Source organism: Pseudomonas sp. BF-R-24, assembly GCF_019947335.1.
Taxonomy (GTDB): domain Bacteria; phylum Pseudomonadota; class Gammaproteobacteria; order Pseudomonadales; family Pseudomonadaceae; genus Aquipseudomonas; species Aquipseudomonas jessenii.
Map to the genome: position 1 here is coordinate 1 of NZ_JAGYGG010000036.1, position 25,753 is coordinate 25,753.

A 25,753-nucleotide genomic window follows, 5' to 3' on the forward strand; every position below is an offset into this window, starting at 1 on the left:
ACCCTTGCCTCTGGCTAACACTTCCCCTTGCCGGGTGTGTAGAGGACTTTCACCTCCAAGTCACCAGCGAGGCCACCACAGCCAAGCTGGTTGCGCTTACGCGCAACGCGCCATGCCTGGCGCACAAGCAAAAGAGCAGCCGAGGCTGCTCAATCTGTTTTGCCGATCATCCCGCGCACCGCGTGGGAATAACCATTTCAATCAACGTTTCTGGGTCAGGGCGCGGCGTTCGAACTCGACAATGCGCTGACGGTAGTGCTCGATCGTCTGGGCGGTCAGCACGCTGCGCTGGTCGTCCTTGAGCTCACCGTTGAGCTCCTGGGACAGTTTACGCGCCGCTGCCACCATCACGTCGAAGGCTTGCTTCGGATGGCGAGGACCCGGCAGACCCAGGAAGAAACTCACCGCCGGGGTGCTGAAGTGGTCGATGTCGTCCAGGTCGAATACGCCAGGCTTGACGGCGTTGGCCATGGAGAACAGCACTTCACCGTTGCCGGCCATGCTTTCGTGGCGATGGAAAATATCCATCTCGCCGAAACGCAAACCGCTCTCCAGAATGTTCTGCAACAGCGCCGGGCCCTTGAAGCCGGCAGCGTCGCGGCAGATCACGCTGATCACCAGCACTTCTTCAGCTTGCGGCTGATCCTTGTCGTTGACCGCTGGCGCGGACTTGGTGTCGTCCGGGAAATCGTCGTCGCGGCTGCTGAAGCTCGGGCCGCCGTCCAGATCCAGGCTGAGGTTCATGTCGCCCTGGGAAGGCTCGCTATGGCCACGCTTGCCGCGTTTGGAGCCCGACTCGCGAGGCTCCCGGGCCGGCATGCTCACCGACGGCAGATCCTGCTCGTCCAGTTGCGGCTCTTTATGTGCGTCCAGCACGCGCGGCGGGCCCAGCAGCTCGGCGCTGCTGTCCTCGTCCGGCAGGTTGGACAGACTTCGATCAAGACGGAACTTCAGTTTTCCCTTGCCGCCGCGCATACGGCGCCAGCCATCGAAAAGAATACCGGCAATGACAATAATGCCGATGACGATCAGCCACTCGCGCAGACCGATTTCCATGTAATCCCGTGCCTCTATAAAAAATGCTGAAAAATAAGGGGTTTACAACCTGCAAACCGCTTTAAAACGTGGCGCCAACTCTATGTTCTGACAGGCGTTTTGCCCACGTATACGAAAAATTGACATTAAACTAGCACGACCAAAGGCAACTTTACACCGTCTACCACGTTGGCTAGCGCGAATATGTCGATTGGCCAGCAAGTCGAAGCCAGGAAAAGAGTCCTACAAGCCGCAAACACTCTTCCTACAACCCCGACTCAGGCATCCACCATCGCCATCGCCTCCTCGACATCCACCGCCACCAGACGTGAACAACCGGGTTCGTGCATCGTCACACCCATCAGTTGTTCGGCCATTTCCATGGCGATCTTGTTGTGGGTGATATAGATGAACTGCACTGTCTGTGACATCTCTTTTACCAATCGCGCGTAGCGTCCAACGTTAGCGTCATCCAGTGGCGCGTCAACCTCATCGAGCATGCAGAACGGCGCCGGGTTCAACTTGAAGATCGCAAAAACCAGGGCCAATGCGGTCAGGGCCTTTTCGCCGCCGGAGAGCAAATGGATGGTGCTGTTCTTCTTTCCTGGCGGCTGCGCCATGATTGTTACCCCTGTATCGAGTAGATCTTCGCCCGTCAGTTCCAAATACGCGCGGCCTCCACCGAAAACTTTTGGGAAAAGCGCCTGTAAACCGCCATTGATCTGATCAAAGGTATCCTTGAAACGGTTGCGGGTTTCCTTGTCGATCTTGCGAATCACGTTCTCAAGGGTTTCAAGGGCTTCCACCAGATCGTCGTTCTGCGCATCCAGATAACGTTTACGCTCCGATTGTTGCTGGTACTCATCGATGGCCGCCAGGTTGATCGCGCCCAGACGCTGGATCCTGGCGGCGATGCGCTCGAGTTCTTCCTCAGCTTCCTTCTCGCTGGCCTCGGCAGTCAGTGTCGCGAGTACGCCGTGGAGATCGTAGCCGTCTTCCAGCAATTGGTCCTGCAAAGTCTTGCGGCGTACGGTCAGGGCCTGCCATTCCATGCGCTGGGTTTCGAGCTGGCTGCGAATCAACTGGGATTGCTGTTCGGCCTGGCTGCGACGCTTCTCGGCGTCGCGCAGTTCGCGGTCGGCATCTTCGAGGGCGATCTGCGCGGTCTTGAGCTCTTCGTCGACGGTCATGCGCTTGTCGAGCAACTCCTCGAGTTTCAGGCGCAGCTCTTCCAGTGGCGCCTCGCCCTCCTCCAGATTGAGGCTCAGTTGCTCGCGTTTTTCAGTCAGACGCTCGGACTGCATCTCCAGCCGCTCCAGCGCCTGGCGCGTCGAATCATGCTGCGCCTTGAGCGAGCCCAGACGCACCGCCAGCTGATGGGCGTGATCCTTGTGCTGCCGCGCTTCCTGACGCACCCGGTCCAGACGCTCACGCAGGCTGTCGCGCTGGGCCAGCAGCAACTCACGCTGCTCGGTGTCCTGCGCCATGCTGTCGAGGGCTTCCTGCAATTGCAGGCGCGCTTCGCCGATGTTTTCGTGTTCCAGCGCTCGCTGCTCATCGAGTTCGATGAGCTCTTCGTCGAGGCGGGTACGGCGCAGGGTCAATTGTTCGGCCTTGGCCTTGCCGGCAGACAATTGAGCCTTCAACTCACCTTGCTGACGTGCCTCGTCCTGCAGCAAACGGCGCAGATGTTCGCGCCCGTTCTCCTGCTGACGCTGCTGTGCCCTGAGATTTTGCAGTCGGGTTTCCAGGGTTTCGACAGCGGCTTCGCGCTCTTCGCGCTCCAGGCCCAGTTGCTGGATTTCCTGACCCCGGGCGAGCACGCCGCTTTCCGCTTCACTAGCCCGACGCACCCGCAGAAAATGCCGACCGACCCAGTAACCGTCGCGGCTGATCAGGCTCTGCCCGGCAGCCAATTGACTGCGCAAGGCCAAGGCCTGTTCGAGGCTGTCCACCGGCTTGACCTGCCCCAGCCATGGCGACAGATCGAGCTGCGCCTCGACCTTGTCCAGCAGGCTGCCCGGCACCCGTACGCCATCGCTGGACGGGCTGAGCAAGCGCAAGTCGCCCTGGGCAAACCCGGACAGATCGAAATCGTTGAAATCGTCCACCAGCACCGCTTGCAGGTCGGCACCCAGCACGGTTTCCACCGCCAGTTCCCAACCGGCCTCAACCTTCAGGCCTTCGGCCAGGCGCGGGCGATTCGCAAGATTCTGTTCGCGCAGCCATTCGGCGGTACCGGTGCCCGGGTCGAGCGCGGCTTGCTGCAAAGCTTCGAGTGAAGCCAGCCGACCGTTGAGGCGCTGCAAATCGCCTTGCGCCTGCTGCTGCGCGGTCAGCGCTTGCTGCAGTTCCTGACGCAACTGCTCAAGCTTTTCGACCTGGGCTTCTTCGCTGGTCTGCAAATCCTCGAGCGTCGCTTCGGATTCAGCGAGCTGCTCGCTGAGCGCCATGATCGCCGCGTCTTCCGGGTCCGCCGAGAGCAAGGCGCGTTCTTCGCCAAGACGCTTCTGGCGATCGGCCAAGCGCTCCAGGCTGGTTTCCAGCTGCTGGATCCGCGATTGCTGCACTTCGGCCTGACGGCGCGGCTCGGCGGCGGTGAGGTTGAACGTATCCCACTGCTCTTGCCAGCCGTGCATGGTGGTTTCGGATTCTTCCAGCGCGGCAGCGGCCTCTTCGGCGGCGGCGCTGGTGACTTCCTGCTCCGGGGTGAGCATGTCCAGCTCTTCGCCGAGGGTCAGCAGCAGCGTGCGGTCGTGGCCCAGGTGCGATTCGGTTTCCAGGCGCGCGCGCTCGGCCTCTTTCAGGTCATCCTGCAACTGGCGCAAACGCTGCTGACCGTGCTGGATGCTCTGCTCGACCCGGGCAATGTCGCCGCCGACCGAGTAGAAGCGCCCCTGCACCAGGTTGAAGCGTTCCGACAGGTCGTGGTGCCCGTCACGCAGGCGCTCGATGCTTGCGTCGGCATTGCGCTGTTCGGCCACCAAGGCTTCGAAAGAAACTTCCTGGTTGCCGATGATCGCTTCACGCTGGCCGACCTGATCGTTCAGCGCCTGCCAGCGCAGGGCCGACAGCTGGGCCTTGAGCTGACGCTCCTCGCCCTTGAATTCCTGATACTTCTTGGCGGCCTCGGCCTGGCGGTGCAAGCGTTCGAGCTGACGCTCAAGCTCTTCGCGCAGGTCGGTCAGGCGCTCAAGGTTCTCGTGGGTGCGGCGGATGCGGTTTTCCGTCTCGCGCCGGCGCTCCTTGTACTTGGAGATACCCGCGGCTTCTTCGATGAAGTTGCGCAGGTCTTCGGGCTTGGACTCGATCAGCTTGGAGATCATCCCCTGCTCGATGATCGAATAGCTGCGCGGGCCAAGGCCGGTGCCGAGGAAGATGTCGGTGATGTCGCGGCGCCGGCATTTGGTGCCGTTGAGGTAATAGGTGGTCTGGCTGTCGCGGGTCACTTTGCGGCGGATGGAGATTTCCGCATAAGCGGCGTACTCCCCGAGCAAGGTGCCGTCGGAGTTGTCGAACACCAGTTCGATGCTCGCCTGGCTCACCGGCTTGCGGCTGGTGGAGCCGTTGAAGATGACGTCGGTCATCGATTCGCCGCGCAGGTTCTTCGCCGAACTCTCGCCCATCACCCAGCGCACGGCGTCGATGATGTTCGATTTGCCGCAGCCATTGGGCCCGACCACCGCCGCCATGTTACTGGGGAAGTTCACCGTGGTCGGGTCGACGAAGGATTTGAACCCCGCCAGCTTGATGCACTTGAGCCGCACCCTCAGGCGTCCGTCAGGGCAGAGATCACCAGATCGCAACTGCGCTGGGCGTAAGCCGTCAGCACTTCGCGAATCTGCACAAAGTCACGGGCCAGCACGGCAGCGAGCAAGCGTTCGAACAGCTCGAGGAATTCGCTCATCGACGCTTTGCGCTGCTCCAGCGCGAGAAAATACGCACGGCTCATGGCCGGCTGCAGATTCTCGACTGTCTCCTGCAAGTACGGGTTGTTGGCGAACGGGTACGCGGCGCGCATCACGTTGAAGCTGTCGTCGACGAAAGTGCGGATGTCCTGACGCTCGTAGCTGGCAGTCAGGCGTTGCTGGATCTGCACGAACGGCGCCATGTCGGCCTGGGTTTTCCAGCCGCTGGCCACGGAGTTACCGAGCAGGATATAGAGTTCGCTCATCAGCGTGCACAGGCTCTGCACCTTGTGCGGCGTGAGCTCGGTGACGTGGGCGCCACGTCGCGGCAGGATCGCGATCAGGTGCCGACGCTCGAGGATCAGCAAGGCCTCGCGGACCGAACCGCGGCTGACGTTGAGGGCCAGCGTGACCTTCTGTTCCTGGATGCGCTCTCCGGGCTTCATTTCGCCGCGAATGATGCGTTCGGCGAGGTGGTGAGCGATTTGCTCGGCGAGGCTGTCCGGCGCCTTGAACGTCATGGTTGTCCTTCAAACTCTTTGATCTGTACAAGCGGCGCAGTGTAGCGCAATTGCTGCGTCAGGGCGGAGTGCCCGCCCGGAGGTTTTTGGCACGATTCAAGCAAATTCAAGCAAAAAAGCAGGCTATCGAACCAGCGACAATAATTAAGGAACAGGTGGTTAATCGACAAATTGCAATTTCCTGACCTTTAAGTCAGAAAATCATTGACCGAAAAGTCAGACCTGCTAAATTCAGTTCCTATCGGTTAACAACAATAATGAGTCTGCGAGGCCTTCCGTGATCCAGTTTTTACTAAACCAGGAACTCCGTAGCGAGCACGCCCTGGACCCGAACCTGACCGTGCTCAATTATCTGCGCGACCATGTGGGCAAGCCCGGCACCAAAGAAGGCTGCGCCAGCGGTGACTGCGGCGCCTGCACCGTGGTGGTCGGCGAATTGCAGACCGATGATGACGGCCGCGAACACATTCGCTATCGCAGCCTCAACTCGTGCCTGACCTTCGTGTCGTCCCTGCACGGCAAGCAACTGATCAGCGTCGAAGACCTCAAGCACAAAGGTGAACTGCACAGCGTGCAGAAAGCCATGGTCGAGTGCCACGGCTCGCAATGCGGCTTCTGCACCCCAGGCTTTGTGATGTCGCTGTTTGCCCTGCAAAAGAACAGCGATGCACCGGATCATGCCAAGGCCCACGAAGCACTGGCCGGCAACCTCTGCCGTTGCACCGGCTACCGGCCGATCCTGGAAGCCGCCGAGCAGTCCTGCTGCGCCAAGCAGCCAGACCAGTTCGACGCCCGCGAGGCCGACACCATCGCACGCCTGAAAGCCATTGCCCCGACCGATATCGGCGAACTCAACAGCGGCGACAAGCGCTGCCTGGTGCCCCTGACCGTGGCCGACCTGGCCGACCTCTACGACGCTTATCCACAGGCCCGCCTGCTGGCCGGCGGTACTGACCTTGCGCTGGAAGTCACGCAGTTCCACCGCACCCTGCCGGTGATGATCTACGTCGGCAACGTCGCCGAGATGAAGCGCATCGACCGCTTTGACGATCGCCTGGAAATCGGCGCCGCCACGTCCCTGTCCGATTGCTACGAGGCCTTGAACGCCGAGTACCCGGACTTCGGTGAATTGCTGCACCGCTTCGCGTCCTTGCAGATCCGCAACCAGGGCACCCTGGGCGGCAACATCGGCAACGCCTCGCCGATTGGTGACTCACCACCCCTGCTGATCGCCCTCGGCGCGCAAATCGTGCTGTGCAAAGGCGAAACCCGCCGTACCCTGGCGCTGGAAGATTACTTCATCGATTACCGTGTCACTGCGCGCCAGGAAAGCGAGTTCATCGAGAAGATCATCGTGCCCCGCGCCAGCGTCGAAAAACTGTTCCGCGCCTACAAGGTTTCCAAGCGCCTGGACGATGACATCTCGGCAGTCTGCGCCGCCTTCAACATTCGCCTGGAAAACGGCGTCGTCGCTGAAGCCCGCGTCGCCTTCGGTGGCATGGCCGCCATCCCGAAACGCGCCGCTGCCTGCGAAGCCGCATTGCTCGGCTCGCCATTCAACAACGCCACTGTCGAACGCGCCTGCGCTGCCCTGGCCGAAGATTTCACGCCGCTCTCGGACTTCCGCGCCAGCAAGGAATATCGCCTGCTCAGCGCACAGAACCTGCTGCGCAAATACTTCATCGAACTGCAAACACCGCACATCGAGACTCGGGTGACCGCTTATGTCTAATCATCACGCCGTAGAGAAGACCCAAGCCGAATTGGCTGAACTGTTCGCCAAGGACCTGACCACCGGTGTCGGCCGCAGCGTCAAGCACGACAGCGCCGCCAAGCATGTGGCCGGTGAAGCGCAATACATCGACGACCGCCTGGAGTTTCCGAACCAGTTGCACGTTTATGCGCGCATGTCGGACCGTGCCCACGCCCGGATCATCAGCATCGACACTTCGCCCTGCTACGCCTTTGAAGGCGTGCGCATCGCCATCACCCACGAAGACGTGCCAGGCCTGAAGGACATCGGTCCGTTGCTGCCGGGCGATCCGCTGCTGGCGATCGATACCGTGCAATTCGTCGGTCAACCGGTGATCGCCGTGGCGGCGAAAGATCTGGAAACCGCGCGCAAGGCGGCGATGGCCGCGATCATCGAATACGAAGACCTGGAGCCTGTGCTGGACGTGGTCGAAGCCCTGCGCAAACGCCACTTCGTACTCGACAGCCACACCCACAAACGCGGCGATTCGGCCACGGCGCTGGCCACTGCCGAACATCGCATCCAGGGCACGCTGCACATTGGTGGCCAGGAACACTTCTACCTGGAAACCCAGATCTCTTCGGTGATGCCGACCGAAGACGGCGGCATGATCGTCTACTGTTCCACGCAGAACCCCACCGAAGTGCAGAAACTGGTGGCCGAAGTGCTGGACGTGTCGATGAACAAGATCGTTGTCGACATGCGCCGCATGGGCGGTGGTTTCGGTGGTAAAGAAACTCAAGCCGCGAGCCCGGCATGCCTGTGCGCGGTGATCGCGCACCTCACCGGTCAACCGACCAAGATGCGTCTGCCACGGGTCGAAGACATGCTGATGACCGGCAAGCGCCACCCGTTCTATGTCGAGTACGACGTGGGCTTCGACAGCACCGGGCGCCTGCACGGCATCAACCTGGAACTGGCCGGCAACTGCGGTTGCTCCCCTGACCTGTCGGCGTCGATCGTCGACCGCGCGATGTTCCACTCGGACAACTCGTACTACCTGGGCGATGCGACCATCAACGGTCACCGCTGCAAGACCAACACCGCCTCGAACACCGCTTACCGTGGCTTCGGTGGCCCGCAAGGCATGGTCGCCATCGAAGAAGTGATGGATGCCATCTCTCGCCATCTGGCCCTCGACCCGCTGGCCGTGCGCAAGGCCAACTACTACGGCAAGACCGAGCGCAACGTCACCCACTACTACCAGACCGTCGAGCACAACATGCTCGAAGAGATGACCGCGGAACTGGAAGAAAGCAGCCAATACGCCGAGCGCCGCGAAGCGATCCGTCGCTACAACGCCAACAGCCCGATCCTGAAAAAAGGCCTGGCACTGACCCCGGTGAAATTCGGTATTTCCTTCACCGCCAGCTTCCTCAACCAGGCCGGTGCCCTGGTGCACGTCTACACCGACGGCAGCATCCACCTGAACCACGGTGGCACCGAAATGGGCCAGGGCCTGAACACCAAGGTCGCGCAAGTCGTGGCCGAAGTGTTCCAGGTGGAAATGGACCGCGTGCAGATCACCGCGACCAACACCGACAAAGTACCGAACACCTCGCCGACCGCCGCTTCCAGTGGCGCCGACCTGAACGGCAAGGCCGCGCAGAACGCCGCCGAAACCATCAAGCAACGCCTGGTGGAATTCGCAGCTCGCCAGTACAAGGTCAGCGAAGAGGACGTGGAATTCCACAACGGCCACGTGCGGGTTCGCGATCACATCCTGACCTTCGAAGCGCTGATCCAGCAGGCGTATTTCGCCCAGGTGTCGCTGTCGAGCACCGGCTTCTACAAGACCCCGAAAATCTACTACGACCGCAGCCAGGCTCGCGGCCGTCCGTTCTACTACTTCGCCTTTGGCGCGGCGTGCTGCGAAGTGCTGGTCGACACCCTGACCGGCGAATACAAGATGCTGCGCACCGACATCCTCCACGACGTCGGCGCCTCGCTGAACCCGGCCATCGACATCGGACAGGTCGAGGGCGGTTTCATCCAGGGCATGGGCTGGCTGACCATGGAAGAGCTGGTGTGGAACAACAAGGGCAAGCTGATGACCAACGGCCCGGCCAGCTACAAGATCCCGGCCGTGGCGGACATGCCGCTGGACCTGCGGGTGAAGCTGGTGGAAAACCGCAAAAACCCCGAAGACACGGTGTTCCATTCCAAGGCCGTGGGCGAGCCGCCGTTCATGCTCGGCATCGCCTCGTGGTGTGCGATCAAGGACGCCGTGGCGAGCCTGGGCGATTACCGGCATCAACCGAAAATCGACGCCCCGGCGACGCCGGAGCGAGTGTTGTGGGGCTGTGAGCAGATGCGCCAGCTGAAGGCGGCGAAGGCCGTTGAAACCGAAACCGAGTTGGCTTCGCTCTAGGACCGAGGTGCGCCTATCGCGAGCAGGCTCACTCCTACAGGGGAATGCATTCCAAATGTAGGAGTGAGCCCTGCTCGCGATGAGGCCCGAACAGACAACAGAAATGTTGAGGTGTTTATGTACAACTGGATCGACGCCCTCGCCGCCCTGCAAAACCAGGGTGAGCCCTGCGTGCTGGTTACCATCATCGAAGAGCTCGGCTCGACGCCGCGCAACGCTGGCTCGAAGATGGTCATCAGCGCGAACCAGAGCTTCGACACCATCGGTGGCGGGCACCTGGAATACAAGGCCATGAAGATCGCTCGCGAGATGCTCGCCAGCGGCAAGCAGGACACCCATCTGGAGCGCTTCAGCCTCGGCGCCAGCCTCGGCCAGTGCTGCGGTGGCGCGACCGTTTTGCTGTTCGAACCGATGGGCCAGGTTCAAGCGCAGATCGCCGTGTTCGGTGCCGGCCACGTCGGCCGCGCCCTGGTGCCACTGCTGGCCAGCCTACCTTGCCGGGTGCGCTGGATCGATTCGCGGGAGGATGAATTCCCCGAGCAGATCCCCCATGGCGTGCGCAAGATCGTCAGCGAAGAACCGGTGGATGAAATCGATGATCTGCCGGCCGGCAGCTACTACATCGTGATGACCCACAACCATCAACTCGACCTCGAACTGACCGCTGCGATCCTCAAGCGCAACGATTTCGCCTACTTCGGCCTGATCGGTTCGAAGACCAAACGGGTGAAGTTCGAACATCGCCTGCGCGACCGCGGTTTCGACAACAGCGTCGTGCAACGCATGCGCTGCCCGATGGGCATCGGCGAGGTCAAAGGCAAGTTGCCTGTGGAAATCGCCATCTCCATCGCCGGCGAAATCATCGCCACCTACAACGCCAATTTCGGCCAGCAAACCTCCAGCGCCGGATCGATTGCCAAACTGCTGCCTGCCTCACGCCGCAGCCAAGCCTCCAACTGAGAATTCTCATGCCTCTGACTCGCAAAGCCTACCGCGCCGCCATCCTGCACAGCATCGCCGACCCAGCCATCGTGGGCATCGAAGCCTCCTACGAGTATTTCGAAGACGGCTTGCTGGTTGTGGATAACGGCCAGATCAGCGCCCTCGGTCACGCCAGCGAACTGCTGCCGACCCTGCCGGCTGACGTCGAAATCACCCACTACCAGGATGCACTGATCACCCCCGGCTTCATCGACACCCACATCCACCTGCCGCAAACCGGCATGGTCGGCGCCTATGGCGAGCAACTGCTGGACTGGCTCAACACCTACACCTTCCCGTGCGAAAGCCAGTTCGCCGACAAGGCCCACGCCGACCAGGTCGCGGACATTTTCATCAAGGAACTGCTGCGCAACGGCACCACCACTGCGCTGGTATTCGGCAGCGTGCACCCGCAATCGGTGAACTCGTTCTTCGAAGCGGCCGAGCAGCTCGACCTGCGGATGATCGCCGGCAAGGTGATGATGGACCGCAACGCCCCGGACTACCTGACCGACACCGCCGAATCCAGCTACGTCGAAAGCAAGGCGCTGATCGAGCGCTGGCACGGCAAGGGTCGCCTGCACTACGCGGTCACCCCACGCTTCGCACCGACCAGCACCCCGGAACAGCTAACCCTGGCCGGCCAGCTGCTGACCGAATACCCGGATCTGTACATGCAGACCCACATCAGCGAAAACCTCAAGGAAATCGAGTGGGTCAAGGAGCTTTTCCCGGAGCGCAAGGGTTACCTGGACGTCTACGATCACTACCAGTTGCTCGGCGAGCGCTCAGTGTTCGCCCACGGTGTGCACCTGTGCGATGACGAGTGCGCGCGACTGGCAGAAACAGGTTCGGCCATCTCGTTCTGCCCGACCTCGAACTTCTTCCTCGGCAGCGGCCTGTTCAACCTGCCGATGGCCGAGAAGCACAAGCTCAATGTCGGTATCGGCACCGATGTGGGTGGCGGCACCAGTTTCTCGCTGCTGCAAACCCTCAACGAAGCCTACAAGGTCATGCAACTGCAAGGTGCACGCCTGAGCCCGTTCAAGTCGCTGTACCTGGCCACCCTCGGCGGCGCCCGCGCATTGCGCCTGGAAGACAAGATCGGCAACCTGCAACCGGGCACCGACGCCGACTTCCTGGTGCTGGACTACAACGCCACGCCGCTGCTGAGCTATCGACTGAAGCAGGCCAATAACATCGCCGAGACATTGTTTGTGTTGATGACCCTGGGGGATGACCGGACTGTGCAGCAGACCTATGCAGCGGGGAATCTGGTGCATCAGCGGTAAAAGTTTGCGCCCATAAAAAATCCCCCGTGATCATCAGATTCCGGGGGATTTTTTTGATCCTCTGTAGGAGCGAGCCTGCTCGCGATGAACCCGAGGGCGCCACGGGGTGTCAGGCTTCCCGCGTAATCGTTAACGACCATCGCGAGCAGGCTCGCTCCTACAGATCAGAGTTTCGCAGTGGAGCGCCCAGGCTTCTTGGTCTGCAGCAAATGCGAGAACACCGCATGCAGATCATCCGACGCACTTTCCTCGTCGAGGTTGAGTTTGCTGTCGATGTGATCCATGTGATGCATCATCAGGTTCACCGCCAGTTCAGCGTCGCGCTTTTCGATGGCGTCGATCAACTGGGTGTGCTCGTCGTAGGAGCAATGGGAACGGTTGCCGCTTTCGTACTGGGCGATGATCAGCGACGTCTGGGACACCAGGCTGCGCTGGAAGCTGATCAACGGGGCGTTTTTCGCCGCTTCGGCCAATTTCAGGTGAAACTCGCCCGACAGACGGATACCGGCACCGCGATCACCGCGCGAGAAGCTGTCGCGTTCATCGTTGACCATCTGGCGCAACTCGGCAATCTGCTCGGCGGTAGCGTGCTGAACCGCCAATTCGGTGATCGCACGCTCGACCAGACGGCGAGCCATGAACACCTGACGGGCTTCTTCGACGCTCGGGCTGGCGACCACGGCGCCGCGATTCGGACGCAGCAGCACCACGCCTTCATGGGCCAGGCGCGACAAGGCGCGGCGAATGATGGTGCGGCTGACCCCGAAAATTTCCCCCAGCGCTTCTTCGCTCAACTTGGTGCCGGGCGCCAGACGCTGCTCGAGGATGGCCTCGAAGATATGCGCGTAGACAATATCGTCCTGGGTACCGCTGCGGCCGGCTTTGCCTGCTCGCGGTTGTTTCTTTAGGGGTTGCAACTGTTCGTTCATGGGCACTCGAGTCGGAAGAACTGCGGCGAATTGACCGTGACTGTAATACGGCACAGTGGGTCGCTGGCAAGTATCGCGTAAAAAACACTGCGATTGTACACAATGGAGGGTGGCAACACGACTGTACGGCTGAATGTTGCCTCGGCTGTATTGCAATGATCCCTTACGTTTGAGTTTAGGCTTGAACCCGCAATTTCCCACTCATTGTAGGAGCGAGCTTGCTCGCGAAAAAACCGGTGACGCTACGGGGTGTCAGGCCCCCAACGTCATCGTTGACGACCATCGCGAGCAAGCTCGCTCCTACAGGTAAAAGGAACATCCCCGTCATGAACGACGCCACCCACACGCAAATCCGCCCGTTGGCCGACACCTCGCCCTCGGCCGTCGTCGCCGGCTTCATCGCCATGATGACCGGCTACACCAGCTCCCTGGTGCTGATGTTCCAGGCCGGGCAAGCGGCGGGCCTGAGCAGCGGGCAGATTTCTTCGTGGATCTGGGCGATTTCCATCGGCATGGCGGTGTGCTCCATCGGCCTGTCCTTGCGTTATCGCACGCCGATCACCATTGCCTGGTCGACCCCGGGCGCAGCGCTGCTGATCACCAGCCTGGGCGGCGTGAGCTACGGCGAAGCCATTGGTGCCTATATTACCTGCGCGGTGCTGGTGACGATTTGCGGGCTGACCGGCAGCTTCGAACGACTGGTGAAAAAGATTCCGGCATCCTTGGCCGCCGCCCTGCTGGCGGGGATCCTGTTCAAGATCGGCAGCGAGATTTTCGTCGCAGCGCAACACCGCACTGCCCTGGTACTGGGGATGTTCGTCACTTATCTGGTGGTCAAGCGCCTGTCGCCGCGCTATGCGGTGTTGGCGGCATTGCTGATCGGCACGGCATTGTCAGGGTTCATGGGGTTACTGGACTTCAGCGGTTTCCACCTGGAAGTGGCCACGCCGGTCTGGACCACACCGCACTTCTCCCTGGCCGCGACCATCAGCATCGGCATCCCGCTGTTTGTCGTCGCCATGACCTCACAAAACATGCCCGGCATCGCCGTATTGCGCGCCGATGGTTACACGGTACCCGCCTCGCCGCTGATCACCACCACCGGCATCGCCAGTTTACTGTTGGCACCGTTCGGTTCCCACGGGATCAACCTGGCGGCCATCAGCGCAGCGATCTGCACCGGGCCCCACGCCCATGAGGATCGCAACAAGCGCTACACCGCGGCGGTCTGGTGCGGGATTTTCTACGGGATTGCCGGCGTGTTCGGCGCGACGCTCGCGGCATTGTTTGCCGCGCTGCCCAAGGAACTGGTGCTGTCGATTGCGGCACTGGCGCTGTTCGGCTCGATCATCAATGGCTTGAGCATCGCCATGAGCGAAGTGAAGGAACGTGAAGCGGCGCTGATCACCTTCATGGTCACGGCATCGGGGCTGACGCTGTTTTCCATCGGTTCGGCGTTCTGGGGGATTGTCGCGGGGGTGGTGACGCTGCTGATCCTGAACTGTAGGAGCGAGCCTGCTCGCGATGGTCGTCAACGATAACGCTGGAAACCTGAGACCCCGCGGCGCTCTCAGGTTCATCGCGAGCAAGCTCGCTCCTACAAAAAAAGCATAAAAAAACGGCGACCCTTGGGTCGCCGTTTTTTTCAGAACATCAAGCTACCGGATTGATCGGCTTTTCCGGGTACCAGACGTCCAGCAGCGGGCTGACTTCAACGCTGGTCAGCTCGGTGCGGCCTTTGAGCCAGGCTTCAACGGCAGCGCGCTGTTCAGCGCTGACCGAGCCACGCTTCTGCAGGCAAACCAGACCGTAGTCGTCGCCGCCAACATAACCCAGACCGTTGGCTTCCATGGCTTCTTTGAGGAACGCGTCGAGGAAAGCATCAATGGCTTCATCAGCCAAATCTTCTTTGAAATCCAGGTTCAGTTCGAAACCCAGCTCTTGAAATTCATCGACGCACAGTTTTTTGCGCAGACGCTGGGAACGGTTAGTCGCCATTGGAACAATCCTCTTAAGTAATAACGGGCGGCACTTTAGCAGTTTAAGCCGCCGATTGCCTGACTCTCTGGGCCACCACGCCTACCGTCGGTAAAAAAATAGCCGACCAGGATGCTCGCGCACGGCACAAGCCGTGACACCTTGGGGCATAATGCCGACACTTTCATGACCATTGAGGGAATTTATCTCCATGCCCTCTTTATATTTCCCCTCGGCTGTAGGGTTTTATTTCAGATGATCAAATCTTTGCGTCCTTTGCTGTTGGCCGGTTTTCTTCTCCCCCTGGCCCTCCACGTTTCCGCCGCTCCAATCAATACCGCGTTGTCGCCCAACGTTGAAAAAGCCCTGAAAGCCAGCAAGCTGCAGGACAACGCCCTGTCGCTGGTGATGATCCCGCTCACCGGCCCAGGCACCCCGACGGTGTTCAACGCCGACGTGTCGGTCAACCCGGCATCGACCATGAAACTGGTCACTACCTACGCGGCGCTGGAAATGCTCGGCCCGAACCACCAGTGGAAAACCGAGTTCTACACCGACGGCACCCTCAGTGGCGGCATTCTCAACGGCAACCTCTACCTCAAGGGTGGCGGCGATCCGAAGCTGAACATGGAAAAACTCTGGCTGCTGATGCGCGACCTGCGTGCCAACGGCGTGACCCAGGTCACCGGCGACCTGGTGCTGGATAAAACCTTCTTCGTGCAACCGCAACTGCCGGAGTTCAATGACGACGGCAACGACGATAACAAGCCGTTCCTGGTCAAGCCCGACTCGCTACTGGTCAACCTCAAGGCGCTGCGCTTCGTCGCGCGCAATGACTCGGGCAAGGTGCTGGTCTCGGTGGAGCCGCCGATTGCGAGCATCCGCATCGACAACCAGGTCAAGGCCCTCAACTCCAAGCAATGCACCGGTGGCGTGCGCTACAACCCGGTGGCACAGGCCGACGGCAGCGTGACCGTGACGGTCGGCGGCCAACTGGGTGAAGGCTGCAGCTCACAGACTTACCTGTCGCTGCTCGACCACGCGACCTACACCGCCGGCGCCGTCCGCGCGATCTGGAAGGAGCTGGGTGGCAGCATTCAGGGCAGGGATGTGCTGGCGCCAACACCGAAAGACGCCAAGGTCCTGGCCCGGGCGTTCTCGCCGGACCTGGCGGAAATCATCCGCGACATCAACAAGTACAGTAACAACACCATGGCCCAGCAGTTGTTCCTGAGCCTGGGCCAACGTTTCCGCACCGATGCCGATGGTGACGACGCCAAGGCTGCCCAGCGTGTCGTGCGTCAGTGGCTGGCGAAAAAGGGCATCACCGCGCCGCACCTGGTGATGGAGAACGGCTCCGGCCTGTCCCGTGCCGAGCGTGTCAGCGCCCGAGAAATGGCCTCGATGCTGGAAGCTGCCTGGCACAGTCCGTATTCCGCCGAATACATCAGTTCGATGCCGATCGCCGGCACCGACGGCACCATGCGCAAACGCCTGAAGACCACTGCGATGCGCGGTGAAGCCCACGTCAAGACCGGCACCCTGAACACCGTGCGGGCGATCGCCGGTTTCAGTCGCGACGTCAACGGCAACACCTGGGCGGTGGTGGCGATCCTCAACGACAAGGCCCCGTTCGGCGCCTCGTCGGTGCTCGATCAGGTGCTGCTGGATCTGTACCGCCAACCGAAAACGCCGCAGACGGCTTCGGTTCTGTAAAGCGCCACACAACCCATGTGGGAGCGAGCCTGCTCGCGATAGCGTCAGCCCAGTCAAAGTGATGGCGACTGACACTGCGCTTTCGCGAGCAGGCTCGCTCCCACAGGGATTGCATGCAACCCTAGTTCATTTCCTCTTCTACCCGATCCCGCCCTGCCTGCTTCGCCGCATAGACCCCCGAATCCGCGCGCAACAGCAAGGCATCGGCGCCCTCCCCGACCCGCCAACTGGCAATCCCGAAACTCGCAGTGACCGTACCGACACCTTCAATGGGTGAACTGCGCAGGCCTTGCCACAATTGCTGGGCCAACATATAGGCCTGTTCACCGCTGATATCCGGGCACAGCACCATGAACTCCTCACCGCCCAAGCGGCAGAACACATCGGTGCGACGCAGCCGGTGGCCGATCCGTTGGCACACGGCCTGCAACACCCGATCACCGATGGCATGACCATGCAGGTCATTGATGCGCTTGAAATGGTCGATATCGAGCATGATCACCGACAGATCCCCACCGCCACGCTCCACCCGGGCCATTTCGATGGTCAAGCGCTCCTGGAAATAACGCCGGTTGTGGATACCGGTCAGGGAATCGGTGACCGACAACGCGCGCAACTCTTCTTCCACCCGCTTCCTATCGGAAATGTCCGAGATGTAGCCGTGCCACAGCACACCGCCACCAGGCAGTTCCTCTGGCGTGGCCTCGCCACGCACCCAACGCAGGCCCCGTTGCGGCAATTGCACGCGGTATTCCTCGCGCCAGGGGCTGAGGGTGTCGGCCGAGGCACGGATCGAGGCTCGGACACGGGTGCTGTCCTGGGGGTGAATCCGGGTGAAGATCGCTTCGGCATTGAGCAACAGTACGTCAGGTTCCAGCTCGTAGATCTCGCGAATGCCGTCGCTGGCGTAGATCACGCTGAAACGCCCGTCGAACTCCATCTTGAACTGGTAGATGCCACCGGGCACGTGGGCGCTGAGTTTCTTCAACAACAGATCCCGCGCCGCGAGCGCCTCATGGACCCGCTTGCGTTCGGTGATGTCGATGCACACCGCCAGGTGCCCAACCCACAGGCCTTGCTCGTCGAGCACTGGCGTGGCGAGCATGTTGACTATCAAATGGCTGCCATCGCCACGTACCAGCGTCCACTCCCGCGCCTCGTGGCTGCCCTGCGCGTCGCCTTCGACCAGCATCGCCTGGCAGGTCGGCACCGGTTTACCATAGCGTGCGCTCAACTCTGCCGAGCGAGCGACCAGCTCCCGGGGCAGGTGCAGGCTCTCCAGGGTCATATGCCCCACCACCTCGGCACTGGTATAGCCAAGCATCTGCTCAGCACCGGCGTTGAAGGTGCTGATGACACCGCGCAGGTCGGTGGCGATGATCGCGACCTGGGTGGCGGCATTCAGCACACCACGCAACTGACCATGGGTGCCGCGCAGCTCCTGCTCTCGATCCCGTAGCTCCTGGGTACGTTGCTCGACCATTTTCAACGCCCGCTGCCGCTGGCTGACCAACACATACAGCAAGGCACTGAGCATCACGCTGAGCATTCCACCCAACACCACCACACTGGTCACGGAGGAATGATTGGCCTTCACGAACGCATCGCTGGGCTGGATATCAACTTGATAGTCATGGTCGGCCATGCGCAACAGGCGCGTGGCCGACAGCTCGCTGATGGCCGGCGGGTTGGGTGACTCGAACAGCACCTCGTGCTGGTCATCGATCGACAAATCGAGGATGCGCACCGAGAGATAGTCATGGCTGGCGTCCGGCAGTCCGTCCGCCAACAACTGGCGCATGCTGATCACGGCCATGACATAACCGTAGGGCTTCGTGGATTTGCGGTCCTGACTGTTGCGCTGCATGAGCGGCGCGACCAGCAGCACGCCGCGCGCATAAGCCGGTTCGATACTCACCAGATGCATCGGTTGCGATACCGCCATACCGCCACGCTGATCGGCCCGAGCGAGCGTGGCACGCCGCAGCGGCTGGGCCAGCAAGTCGTAACCGAAGGGAGCGCCGAGTTTGCTTTGCGTCTGGCTGTACAGCACCGCCACGTACTCATCTCGTTCGCCGGCCAGTTGCAGTTGGCCGCCGGCGTTGAGCTCTCTCAGGGTGAAGTTGTTCAAGCCCTCGTCTCGCACCCGACGCTCGAACGCCACCCGCTCGTCACGAGTGACCCGCTGGGCATAGGAATACGCTTGGGTTCGCAGCAGCAAAGGTTGGGTGTAGCCGTCGAATTCCGCTCGGGACACCGAATCGGAATTGGCGAAAAACCGGCGCAGGCCGTCGAGGCGCTGCTCCTGATCTTCGAAACGCTCTTCGATACGGCTGTAACGTTCACTGGCCAGCAGTTGGAAACGTTGCCGCAATTGATGGTGAAACAGATTCAGCGTCGACCACGCCAGCAACCCGGTGAGCACCCCGCCAACCAGCAATACCAGCAGCGCGACCAACCAGGCCGAGGCATCTTCGCTGATAATTCCCAGGATCTTGGGGCGCACGGCGTGCAACGACATAAAACGCAAACTCAAAACGCCAGGTGCGGAGAAGCCCTTTGGCCATGAACTGAGCTATAGCTATTAGCCACTAATTTGACCAGCCCTGAACAACTCTGTAGGAGCGAGCTTGCTCGCGATGGACTCAAGAACACCGCGTGCATTCAGAAAGCACGCGTTATCGTTGTCGACCATCGCGAGCAAGCTCGCTCCTACAGGTGGATCCACGCTTCAACGAGCCGTGATTTTCCAGGCGCGATGGATCTTGGCGTTGCGGGCAAAATCCGGGTCGATGGTCTGGGCGGTGATCTCCTCGACTGCATAACGCTCGCCGAGGTTGGCTTCCAGTTCAAACTTGCGGAAGTTGTTGGAGAAGTACAACACGCCGCCGGGCGCCAGTCGCGCCATGGCCAGGTCGATCAGTTGCACCTGGTCGCGCTGCACGTCGAAGACACCTTCCATGCGCTTGGAGTTGGAGAACGTCGGCGGGTCGATGAAGATCATGTCGTACTCGTCACGACTGGCTTCGAGCCACGCCATCACATCACCCTGCTCCAGGCGGTTCTTGTCGGAGAAACCGTTCAAGGACAGGTTGCGACGCGCCCAGTCCAGATAGGTTTTCGACAGGTCAACACTGGTGGTGCTGCGCGCGCCGCCCTTGGCCGCATGCACACTGGCCGTCGCGGTGTAGCAGAACAGATTGAGGAAGCGCTTGCCGGCCGCCTCTTTCTGGATACGCATGCGCATCGGCCGGTGGTCGAGGAACAGACCGGTGTCGAGGTAGTCGGTGAGGTTCACCAGCAGCTTCACGCCACCCTCATTGACCTCGACGAACTTGCCCTGTGCCGCCTGGCGCTCGTACTGCTTGGTACCGCTCTGGCGCTCGCGGCGCTTGACCACCACACGGCTCTTGTCGATGTTCAACGCCTGCGGGATGGCTGCCAGGGCATCAAACATGCGGGCCGAAGCCTTTTCCGGATCGATTGATTTCGGCGCGACGTACTCCTGGACGTGCACCCAATCGTGATACAGGTCGATGGCCATGGAGTATTCCGGCATGTCGGCATCGTACACGCGGTAGCAGTCGATGCCTTCACGCTTGACCCACTTGCCCTGGGCCTTGAGGTTCTTTTGCAGGCGGTTGGCGAACATCTGCCCGCCTTCGCTCAGGCGCGGCTGCTCGACCACTGGAGCCGGTGCCGGCGCCGGTTTGATCGGGTTGCCGTTTTTGTTGAACTTGCGTTCCTGCGGTTCGTTCGGCGCCTGATCGTAGGCGGCTTGCTCGCGCTCGACCTGGCGCTGCTCCGGAGTACGACGCTCGCCGGTGACGAATTGATCCGGCAACACCTTGATCAGCAACAGCTTGCACGGCAAGGCGCCGTTCCAGAATGAATACTGCTTGTGGCTGCGGATGCCCATGCGCTTGCCCAGGTCCGGGGCGCCGGTGAACACCGCGGCTTCCCAGTTGAGGCAAGCCTGACGCAGGCGTTCGCCAAGGTTCTGGTAGAGGTAGAGCAGGCTCGCCTCGTCGCCCAGACGCTCGCCGTATGGTGGGTTGCAGATCACCAGGCCTTTCTGGTTCTGGTCCGGACGCGGCTCGAAGGTCGCGACTTCGCCCTGGTAGATCTTGATCCATTCACTGAGGCCAGCACGTTCGACGTTGTTGCGGCCCGGTTGAATCAGGCGCGGATCGGCTTCGTAACCGCGAATCCACAGCGGCGGCTTGGCCAGGCCGGCCGCGGCGCGTTCGGTGGCTTCTTCGTGGAGTTTTTTCCACAGCGCCGGTACGTGACCGAGCCAGGCGGTGAAGCCCCACTGCTCGCGACGCAGGTTCGGCGCCATGTCGGCGGCGATCATGGCGGCTTCCACCAGGAACGTGCCGACGCCGCACATCGGGTCGGCCAGAGCGCCGCCTTCGGCCGCGATACGGGGCCAGCCGGAACGGATCAGGATGGCGGCCGCGAGGTTTTCCTTGAGCGGCGCCGCACCTTGCTGCAAGCGATAGCCGCGCTGGTGCAGGCTGTGACCGGACAGGTCAAGAGACAGAATGGCTTCGCCACGATCCAGGCGCAGGTGAATGCGCAGGTCCGGGTTGAGCTTGTCGATGGACGGACGGTCGCCTTGCGGGGTGCGCAGTTTGTCGACGATGGCATCCTTGACCTTCAGCGCGCCGAAGTGGGTGTTGTCGATACCTGAGCCATGGCCGCTGAATTCGACAGCCAGGGTGCCGTCATTGAGCATGTGGTCTTGCCACTCGATGTCCAGCACGCCGTGGTACAGGTCTTCGGCGTCCTTCATTTGGAAACGCTTGAGCACCAGCAGCACGCGGTTGGCCAGGCGCGACCACAGGCACAGGCGATAAGCGGTTTCCATGGTGGCCATGCCGCGTACGGCAGAGGTGTGCTCCCGCGCTTCCTCAAGGCCAAGCCCGACGGCTTCCTCGATGAGCAGGCCTTCAAGGCCTTTTGGGCAAGTGAGGAAGAGTTCGAAACGATCGGACATGGGAATTCCAGAACCTTTAGCTAAGTGACCGGGCAACGCATTGCCGGTCCGGTTTTCAATCAGGCACTTTTCTCGAAGAGCGCCCGCGTGGCACGAAGGTGTGCCGTTCCACCCCTGCTGCTCGGGTTAAATGAGCTTAGATGCAAGGACAGATAAAAAAGTTGATGCAACAAAATGTCATAAGTCGACCCTTCGTCGAATAGTGCTTCCCGGCAACGGGAGCCATTCTCACTAAAGGATTAAGCCCATCATCCAGCGCAGAGCCGATCATACCGGGGTTTGGCCAATAAATACGCTACAAACGCTCTGTTACTTATGGCGTTAGCACATGAACGGTTACGTCCTTATGACAAAACGATCATTCCCTCGATGTGACGCATTGGTTAGAACTCAATACAGGTTGGCGCCGCAATGACGCCAACACCTTGGCTCGTCACGCCGGCAACGAGCCCCCAACGGCAGAGTTTTTCTGCCAGACCTCAATAGAGGTCGACGCGATAAATACAGTCAACAAGTGAGGGCAACACCCTATGAGAAGACTTAAGCGTGATCCGTTGGAAAGAGCATTTTTGCGCGGATATCAATATGGCGTTGGTGGTAAATCCCGTGAGCTTTGCCCATTTACTCTACCGTCGGTACGTCAAGCCTGGATTAACGGCTGGCGAGAAGGACGCGGCGACAACTGGGACGGTATGACCGGCACTGCGGGAATCCACAGACTCAACGAACTTCACGCCGTCGGCTAATTACAGGGCAGAACACTCCGACACGACAATCTGATTTGTACTGAATTAACCATGCACGTCCCATCCGGACGGCGGGCTCCGGCCCAGGGGCTCCTTTAAAGGGGCCCTTTTTTATGCCTGCTCATTGGCCCGGAACAATCCCCCTGTAGGAGCGAGCCTGCTCGCGATGGACGTCAACGATAACGCGTGCTTTCTGGAAACACGCGGTGTTCTCGAGTCCTTCGCGAGCAGGCTCGCTCCTACAAGGGATCAGCGCAGGGCTGCGATGGCGTCTACCGACTCACGAATCAGCGCCGGGCCTTTGTAGATGAAGCCCGAGTAGATCTGCACCAGGCTCGCGCCCGCGGTGATTTTCTCCGCTGCGTGCTTGCCTTCGGTAATACCGCCGGCAGCGATGATCGGCAGCCGACCACCCAGCTCCGATGCCAGCACTTTCACGGTGTGGGTGCTCTTGTCGCGAACCGGCGCGCCGGACAGACCACCGGCTTCTTCGCCGTGCTCCATGCCTTCGACGCCTACACGGCTCAGGGTGGTGTTAGTCGCAATGACCGCATCCATCCCGGTTTCGATCAGCGCTTGCGCAACTTGTGCGGTTTCTTCGTCGCTCATGTCCGGCGCGATCTTGATCGCCAGCGGTACATGCTTGCCATGACGCAATGCCAGTTCCGCGCGACGCTCGGCCAGATCGGCCAGCAACTGCTTGAGCGAGTCACCGAATTGCAGGCTGCGCAGGCCCGGTGTGTTCGGCGAGCTGACGTTGACCGTCACATAGCTGGCGTGGGCGTAGACCTTGTCCAGGCAGATCAGGTAGTCATCCACGGCACGCTCGACCGGCGTATCGAAGTTCTTGCCGATGTTGATGCCCAGCACGCCCTTGTATTTGGCCGCCGCCACGCGGGCCAGCAGGTGATCGACGCCGAGGTTGTTGAACCCCATGCGATTGATGATCGCCTCGGCTTCCGGCAGACGGAACAGGCGTGGCTTCGGGTTGCCCGGCTGCGGACGCGGCGTGATGGTGCCGATTTCGACAAAACCGAAACCCAGTTGGGCGAAACCATCGATGGCCGCGCCGTTCTTGTCCAGGCCGGCGGCCAGCCCCACCGGATTCGGGAAGTCCAGGCCCATGACATTCACCGGCGTCTTCGCCGGGGCCTTGCACAGCAAGCCGTTGAGCCCAAGACGCCCGCCCGCGCCGATCAGGTCCAGGGACAGATCGTGGGAGGTTTCCGGGGAGAGTTTGAACAACAGCTGACGGGCCAGGGTGTACATGGGCGGATTTGACTCGATTGGCGGCGAATTGAGGCGGCGATTATAGCCGGGCAACGGGGTGGCAAGCGAGGCGCGTGATCAAATCAACGGATAATGGCATATGCCTTGCACCACTCTGGGCACCAGCACCCATGCCAACGACCGAATGTGTGCAAAGACAATGGCGTCGTCCCCGACCTGCTCATGCAAGAACTCGGGACGACGTTTTTTTTGCAAGGTGAACACGCGATGAACGAACCATCAGCCGGCCCTCTGGCCTGGGTCAATGGCAGCGATGCCCCGGAAAAAACCGAAATCAATCTCGGCTTCATGGCTCTGAGCGACTGCGCCTCGGTAGTTGTCGCCGCCACCCAGGGCTTCGCCCAACCCCATGGCTTGACCCTGAACCTCAAGCGTCAGTCGTCCTGGGCCAACCTGCGGGACAAACTGGTCAGCGGCGAACTCGATGCCGCCCACAGCCTCTACGGTCTGGTTTACGCCGTTCACCTGGGCATCGGTGGCGTGGCCGCGACCGACATGGCCGTGCTGATGGGCCTGAATCAGAACGGCCAGAGCATCAACCTGTCCCGTGGTTTGCAAGCGCTTGGAGTGACCAGTCCTGAAGCACTGGAACGGCACGTGCACCAAACTCGCTCAAAATTCACCTTCGCCCAGACGTTTCCAACCGGCACCCACGCCATGTGGTTGTATTACTGGCTCGCCAGCCAGGGCATTCACCCGCTGCTGGATGTCGACAGCGTGGTGGTGCCGCCGCCGCAAATGGTCGCGCACCTGCGGGCCGGGCGTATCGACGGGCTCTGCGTCGGCGAACCCTGGTCCGCCAGCGCCGTGCAACAGGACCTCGGCTTCACCTTGGCTACGACCCAGACCATCTGGCCCGATCATCCGGAAAAGGTCCTGGGCTGCACCCGCGCCTTCGTCGAGCAATACCCCAACACTGCCCGCGCGTTGGTGATGGCGATTCTGGAGGCCAGTCGCTTCATCGAAGAAAGCAGCGAAAATCGTCGCAGCACCGCGCAATTGCTCAGTGCAGCGCAATACCTCGATGCGCCGCTGGAGTGCATCGAGCCGCGCCTGCTGGGCGACTATGTCGATGGTCTGGGCAATCGCTGGCAAGACCCACACGCCCTGCGCTTCCACGGTGAAGGCGAGGTCAATCTGCCGTACCTGTCCGATGGCATGTGGTTCATGACCCAGTTCCGTCGCTGGGGTTTGTTGCGCGACGACCCGAATTACCTCGCCGTGGCCCGTCAAGTCCAGCAACTAGACTTATATCGTGAAGCGGCCAGCGCTGTAGGGGTCGCGGCACGGGGCAAGGAGATGCGCAGCAGTCAGTTGATCGACGGCAAGACCTGGGACGGTTCGGACCCGGCCGGTTATGCCCGCAGTTTCAAACTGCACGCCATGAGCGACAGCTCGCACCGATCCGCCAGCCGCTGACAGGAGACCATGAACATGCTGCGTATCCTGCTGATCAATGACACCGCTAAAAAAGTCGGACGCCTGAGGGCCGCCCTGACCGAGGCCGGATTCGAAGTGATCGATGAATCCGGCCTGACCATCGACCTGCCCGAACGCGTCGAAACGGTGCGTCCGGATGTGATTCTGATCGATACCGAGTCACCGGGCCGCGATGTCATGGAACAAGTGGTGCTGGTGACTCGCGACCAGCCACGACCGATTGTGATGTTCACGGACGAACACGACCCCGATGTGATGCGACAGGCGATCAAGTCCGGTGTCAGCGCCTACATCGTCGAAGGCATTCACGCACAACGCCTGCAGCCGATTCTCGATGTGGCCATGGCACGCTTCGAAAGCGATCAGGCCTTGCGTGCCCAACTGCATGCCCGCGACCAGCAATTGGCCGAGCGCAAGCGCATTGAACTGGCCAAGGGACTGCTGATGAAAATGAAGGACTGCAACGAGGAAGAGGCCTACACACTGATGCGCCGCCAGGCGATGAGCCGCCAGCAGAAGCTGATTCAAGTGGCGGAGCAGATTATTGCCATGAGCGAGTTGCTCGGCTGAAGTCCAGTGGCGCTTGTAAGGGCGCCATCGCGAGCAGGCTCGCTCCCACAGGTGGTTTGTGTTCGACGCCATTCCCTTGTGGGAGCGAGCCTGCTCGCGAATGGCAGCAACTCGATTTCGAGTGTTGGCACAGATCTCGCTAAGTAATCACCACAGGTAACCAACGGCGGTTGCCCCACCTACGACAAAGACGTCGCTCACCTCATTTGCCCTTGGCGGATC

General features: G+C 60.9%; 17 protein-coding genes. 9 read left to right on the forward strand and 8 right to left on the reverse strand.

The annotated features are described in order from the left end of the window. Positions 1-201 precede the first annotated feature (201 nt). The 3 genes from zipA to KGA98_RS22875 form a co-directional block, all read right to left on the reverse strand. Positions 202-1,056 (reverse strand): cell division protein ZipA, encoded by an 855-nt coding sequence (gene zipA, locus KGA98_RS22865; RefSeq protein WP_008050196.1) that lies wholly within the window; start codon positions 1,054-1,056, stop codon positions 202-204. A gap of 257 nt (positions 1,057-1,313) precedes the next feature. Continuing rightward, positions 1,314-4,802 (reverse strand): chromosome segregation protein SMC, encoded by a 3,489-nt coding sequence (gene smc / locus KGA98_RS22870; protein WP_154946549.1) that lies wholly within the window; start codon positions 4,800-4,802, stop codon positions 1,314-1,316. 2 nt (positions 4,803-4,804) lie between these two features. Further along, positions 4,805-5,464: a GntR family transcriptional regulator gene (locus KGA98_RS22875; protein ID WP_057715686.1), complete on the reverse strand. Its 660-nt coding sequence runs from the start codon at positions 5,462-5,464 to the stop codon at positions 4,805-4,807. Between the two features lie 277 nt (positions 5,465-5,741). Here KGA98_RS22875 and xdhA point away from each other — a divergent pair, with 277 nt between their 5' ends. The 4 genes from xdhA to guaD all read left to right on the forward strand — a co-directional run bounded on the left by xdhA (position 5,742) and on the right by guaD (position 11,861). Continuing rightward, entirely contained in the window at positions 5,742-7,196 is a 1,455-nt protein-coding gene (xdhA, locus tag KGA98_RS22880) for a xanthine dehydrogenase small subunit (protein WP_057715687.1), read from the forward strand. Continuing rightward, entirely contained in the window at positions 7,189-9,588 is a 2,400-nt protein-coding gene (gene xdhB, locus KGA98_RS22885) for a xanthine dehydrogenase molybdopterin binding subunit (RefSeq protein ID WP_223503980.1), read from the forward strand. The genes xdhA and xdhB overlap by 8 nt, the downstream gene beginning before the upstream one ends. Before the next feature lie 117 nt (positions 9,589-9,705). Continuing rightward, complete coding sequence (gene xdhC, locus KGA98_RS22890; protein ID WP_223503982.1) at positions 9,706-10,548, forward strand: xanthine dehydrogenase accessory protein XdhC; 843 nt, start codon at positions 9,706-9,708, stop codon at positions 10,546-10,548. 8 nt (positions 10,549-10,556) lie between these two features. After that, a complete protein-coding gene (gene guaD / locus KGA98_RS22895) occupies positions 10,557-11,861 on the forward strand; it encodes a guanine deaminase (protein WP_223503984.1) in 1,305 nt (434 codons plus the stop codon). A gap of 164 nt (positions 11,862-12,025) precedes the next feature. Here guaD and KGA98_RS22900 read toward each other — a convergent pair whose 3' ends face one another. Then, positions 12,026-12,790, reverse strand: coding sequence for a GntR family transcriptional regulator (locus KGA98_RS22900; protein WP_008050187.1), 765 nt, complete (start codon positions 12,788-12,790; stop codon positions 12,026-12,028). A 326-nt stretch (positions 12,791-13,116) separates the two neighbouring features. Between KGA98_RS22900 and KGA98_RS22905 the strand changes: the two genes are divergently transcribed. Further along, the gene (locus KGA98_RS22905; RefSeq protein ID WP_223503985.1) at positions 13,117-14,331 is read left to right on the forward strand and encodes a benzoate/H(+) symporter BenE family transporter; all 1,215 of its coding nucleotides are present in this window, start codon (positions 13,117-13,119) and stop codon (positions 14,329-14,331) included. A 112-nt stretch (positions 14,332-14,443) separates the two neighbouring features. Here KGA98_RS22905 and KGA98_RS22910 read toward each other — a convergent pair whose 3' ends face one another. After that, positions 14,444-14,788 carry a YggL family protein gene (locus tag KGA98_RS22910; RefSeq protein ID WP_007971486.1) on the reverse strand — a complete coding sequence of 115 codons (345 nt, stop codon included), beginning with the start codon at positions 14,786-14,788 and terminating at the stop codon, positions 14,444-14,446. Positions 14,789-15,022: 234 nt separating this feature from the next. On the opposite strand from KGA98_RS22910, the gene dacB reads away from it, so the two are divergent. Next, positions 15,023-16,483 carry a D-alanyl-D-alanine carboxypeptidase/D-alanyl-D-alanine-endopeptidase gene (gene dacB, locus KGA98_RS22915; protein ID WP_223503987.1) on the forward strand — a complete coding sequence of 487 codons (1,461 nt, stop codon included), beginning with the start codon at positions 15,023-15,025 and terminating at the stop codon, positions 16,481-16,483. Between the two features lie 121 nt (positions 16,484-16,604). On the opposite strand, the gene KGA98_RS22920 is transcribed toward dacB, so the two are convergent. Next, positions 16,605-19,004, reverse strand: a complete 2,400-nt coding sequence (locus tag KGA98_RS22920; RefSeq protein WP_223503989.1) for a diguanylate cyclase — start codon at positions 19,002-19,004, stop codon at positions 16,605-16,607. 210 nt (positions 19,005-19,214) lie between these two features. Then, the gene (gene rlmKL / locus KGA98_RS22925) at positions 19,215-21,485 is read right to left on the reverse strand and encodes a bifunctional 23S rRNA (guanine(2069)-N(7))-methyltransferase RlmK/23S rRNA (guanine(2445)-N(2))-methyltransferase RlmL (protein WP_223503991.1); all 2,271 of its coding nucleotides are present in this window, start codon (positions 21,483-21,485) and stop codon (positions 19,215-19,217) included. Between the two features lie 530 nt (positions 21,486-22,015). Between rlmKL and rmf the strand changes: the two genes are divergently transcribed. After that, complete coding sequence (gene rmf / locus KGA98_RS22930; protein ID WP_003223300.1) at positions 22,016-22,231, forward strand: ribosome modulation factor; 216 nt, start codon at positions 22,016-22,018, stop codon at positions 22,229-22,231. A gap of 249 nt (positions 22,232-22,480) precedes the next feature. Here rmf and KGA98_RS22935 read toward each other — a convergent pair whose 3' ends face one another. Continuing rightward, positions 22,481-23,500: a quinone-dependent dihydroorotate dehydrogenase gene (locus KGA98_RS22935; RefSeq protein ID WP_090454050.1), complete on the reverse strand. Its 1,020-nt coding sequence runs from the start codon at positions 23,498-23,500 to the stop codon at positions 22,481-22,483. A 228-nt stretch (positions 23,501-23,728) separates the two neighbouring features. Here KGA98_RS22935 and KGA98_RS22940 point away from each other — a divergent pair, with 228 nt between their 5' ends. Next, positions 23,729-24,940 (forward strand): CmpA/NrtA family ABC transporter substrate-binding protein, encoded by a 1,212-nt coding sequence (locus KGA98_RS22940; RefSeq protein WP_223503993.1) that lies wholly within the window; start codon positions 23,729-23,731, stop codon positions 24,938-24,940. 15 nt (positions 24,941-24,955) lie between these two features. Continuing rightward, positions 24,956-25,531 (forward strand): ANTAR domain-containing response regulator, encoded by a 576-nt coding sequence (locus KGA98_RS22945; RefSeq protein WP_090454048.1) that lies wholly within the window; start codon positions 24,956-24,958, stop codon positions 25,529-25,531. Positions 25,532-25,753: the final 222 nt, after the last annotated feature.

Coding starts and splice junctions, on each gene's coding strand:
- zipA (WP_008050196.1), bottom strand. CDS start 1,056: ATGGAAATCGGTCTGCGCGAGTGGCTGATCGTCATCGGCATTATTGTC.
- KGA98_RS22875 (WP_057715686.1), bottom strand. CDS start 5,464: ATGACGTTCAAGGCGCCGGACAGCCTCGCCGAGCAAATCGCTCACCAC.
- xdhB (WP_223503980.1), top strand. CDS start 7,189: ATGTCTAATCATCACGCCGTAGAGAAGACCCAAGCCGAATTGGCTGAA.
- xdhC (WP_223503982.1), top strand. CDS start 9,706: ATGTACAACTGGATCGACGCCCTCGCCGCCCTGCAAAACCAGGGTGAG.
- guaD (WP_223503984.1), top strand. CDS start 10,557: ATGCCTCTGACTCGCAAAGCCTACCGCGCCGCCATCCTGCACAGCATC.
- KGA98_RS22900 (WP_008050187.1), bottom strand. CDS start 12,790: ATGAACGAACAGTTGCAACCCCTAAAGAAACAACCGCGAGCAGGCAAA.
- KGA98_RS22905 (WP_223503985.1), top strand. CDS start 13,117: ATGAACGACGCCACCCACACGCAAATCCGCCCGTTGGCCGACACCTCG.
- KGA98_RS22910 (WP_007971486.1), bottom strand. CDS start 14,788: ATGGCGACTAACCGTTCCCAGCGTCTGCGCAAAAAACTGTGCGTCGAT.
- dacB (WP_223503987.1), top strand. CDS start 15,023: ATGATCAAATCTTTGCGTCCTTTGCTGTTGGCCGGTTTTCTTCTCCCC.
- KGA98_RS22920 (WP_223503989.1), bottom strand. CDS start 19,004: ATGTCGTTGCACGCCGTGCGCCCCAAGATCCTGGGAATTATCAGCGAA.
- rlmKL (WP_223503991.1), bottom strand. CDS start 21,485: ATGTCCGATCGTTTCGAACTCTTCCTCACTTGCCCAAAAGGCCTTGAA.
- rmf (WP_003223300.1), top strand. CDS start 22,016: ATGAGAAGACTTAAGCGTGATCCGTTGGAAAGAGCATTTTTGCGCGGA.
- KGA98_RS22935 (WP_090454050.1), bottom strand. CDS start 23,500: ATGTACACCCTGGCCCGTCAGCTGTTGTTCAAACTCTCCCCGGAAACC.
- KGA98_RS22940 (WP_223503993.1), top strand. CDS start 23,729: ATGAACGAACCATCAGCCGGCCCTCTGGCCTGGGTCAATGGCAGCGAT.
- KGA98_RS22945 (WP_090454048.1), top strand. CDS start 24,956: ATGCTGCGTATCCTGCTGATCAATGACACCGCTAAAAAAGTCGGACGC.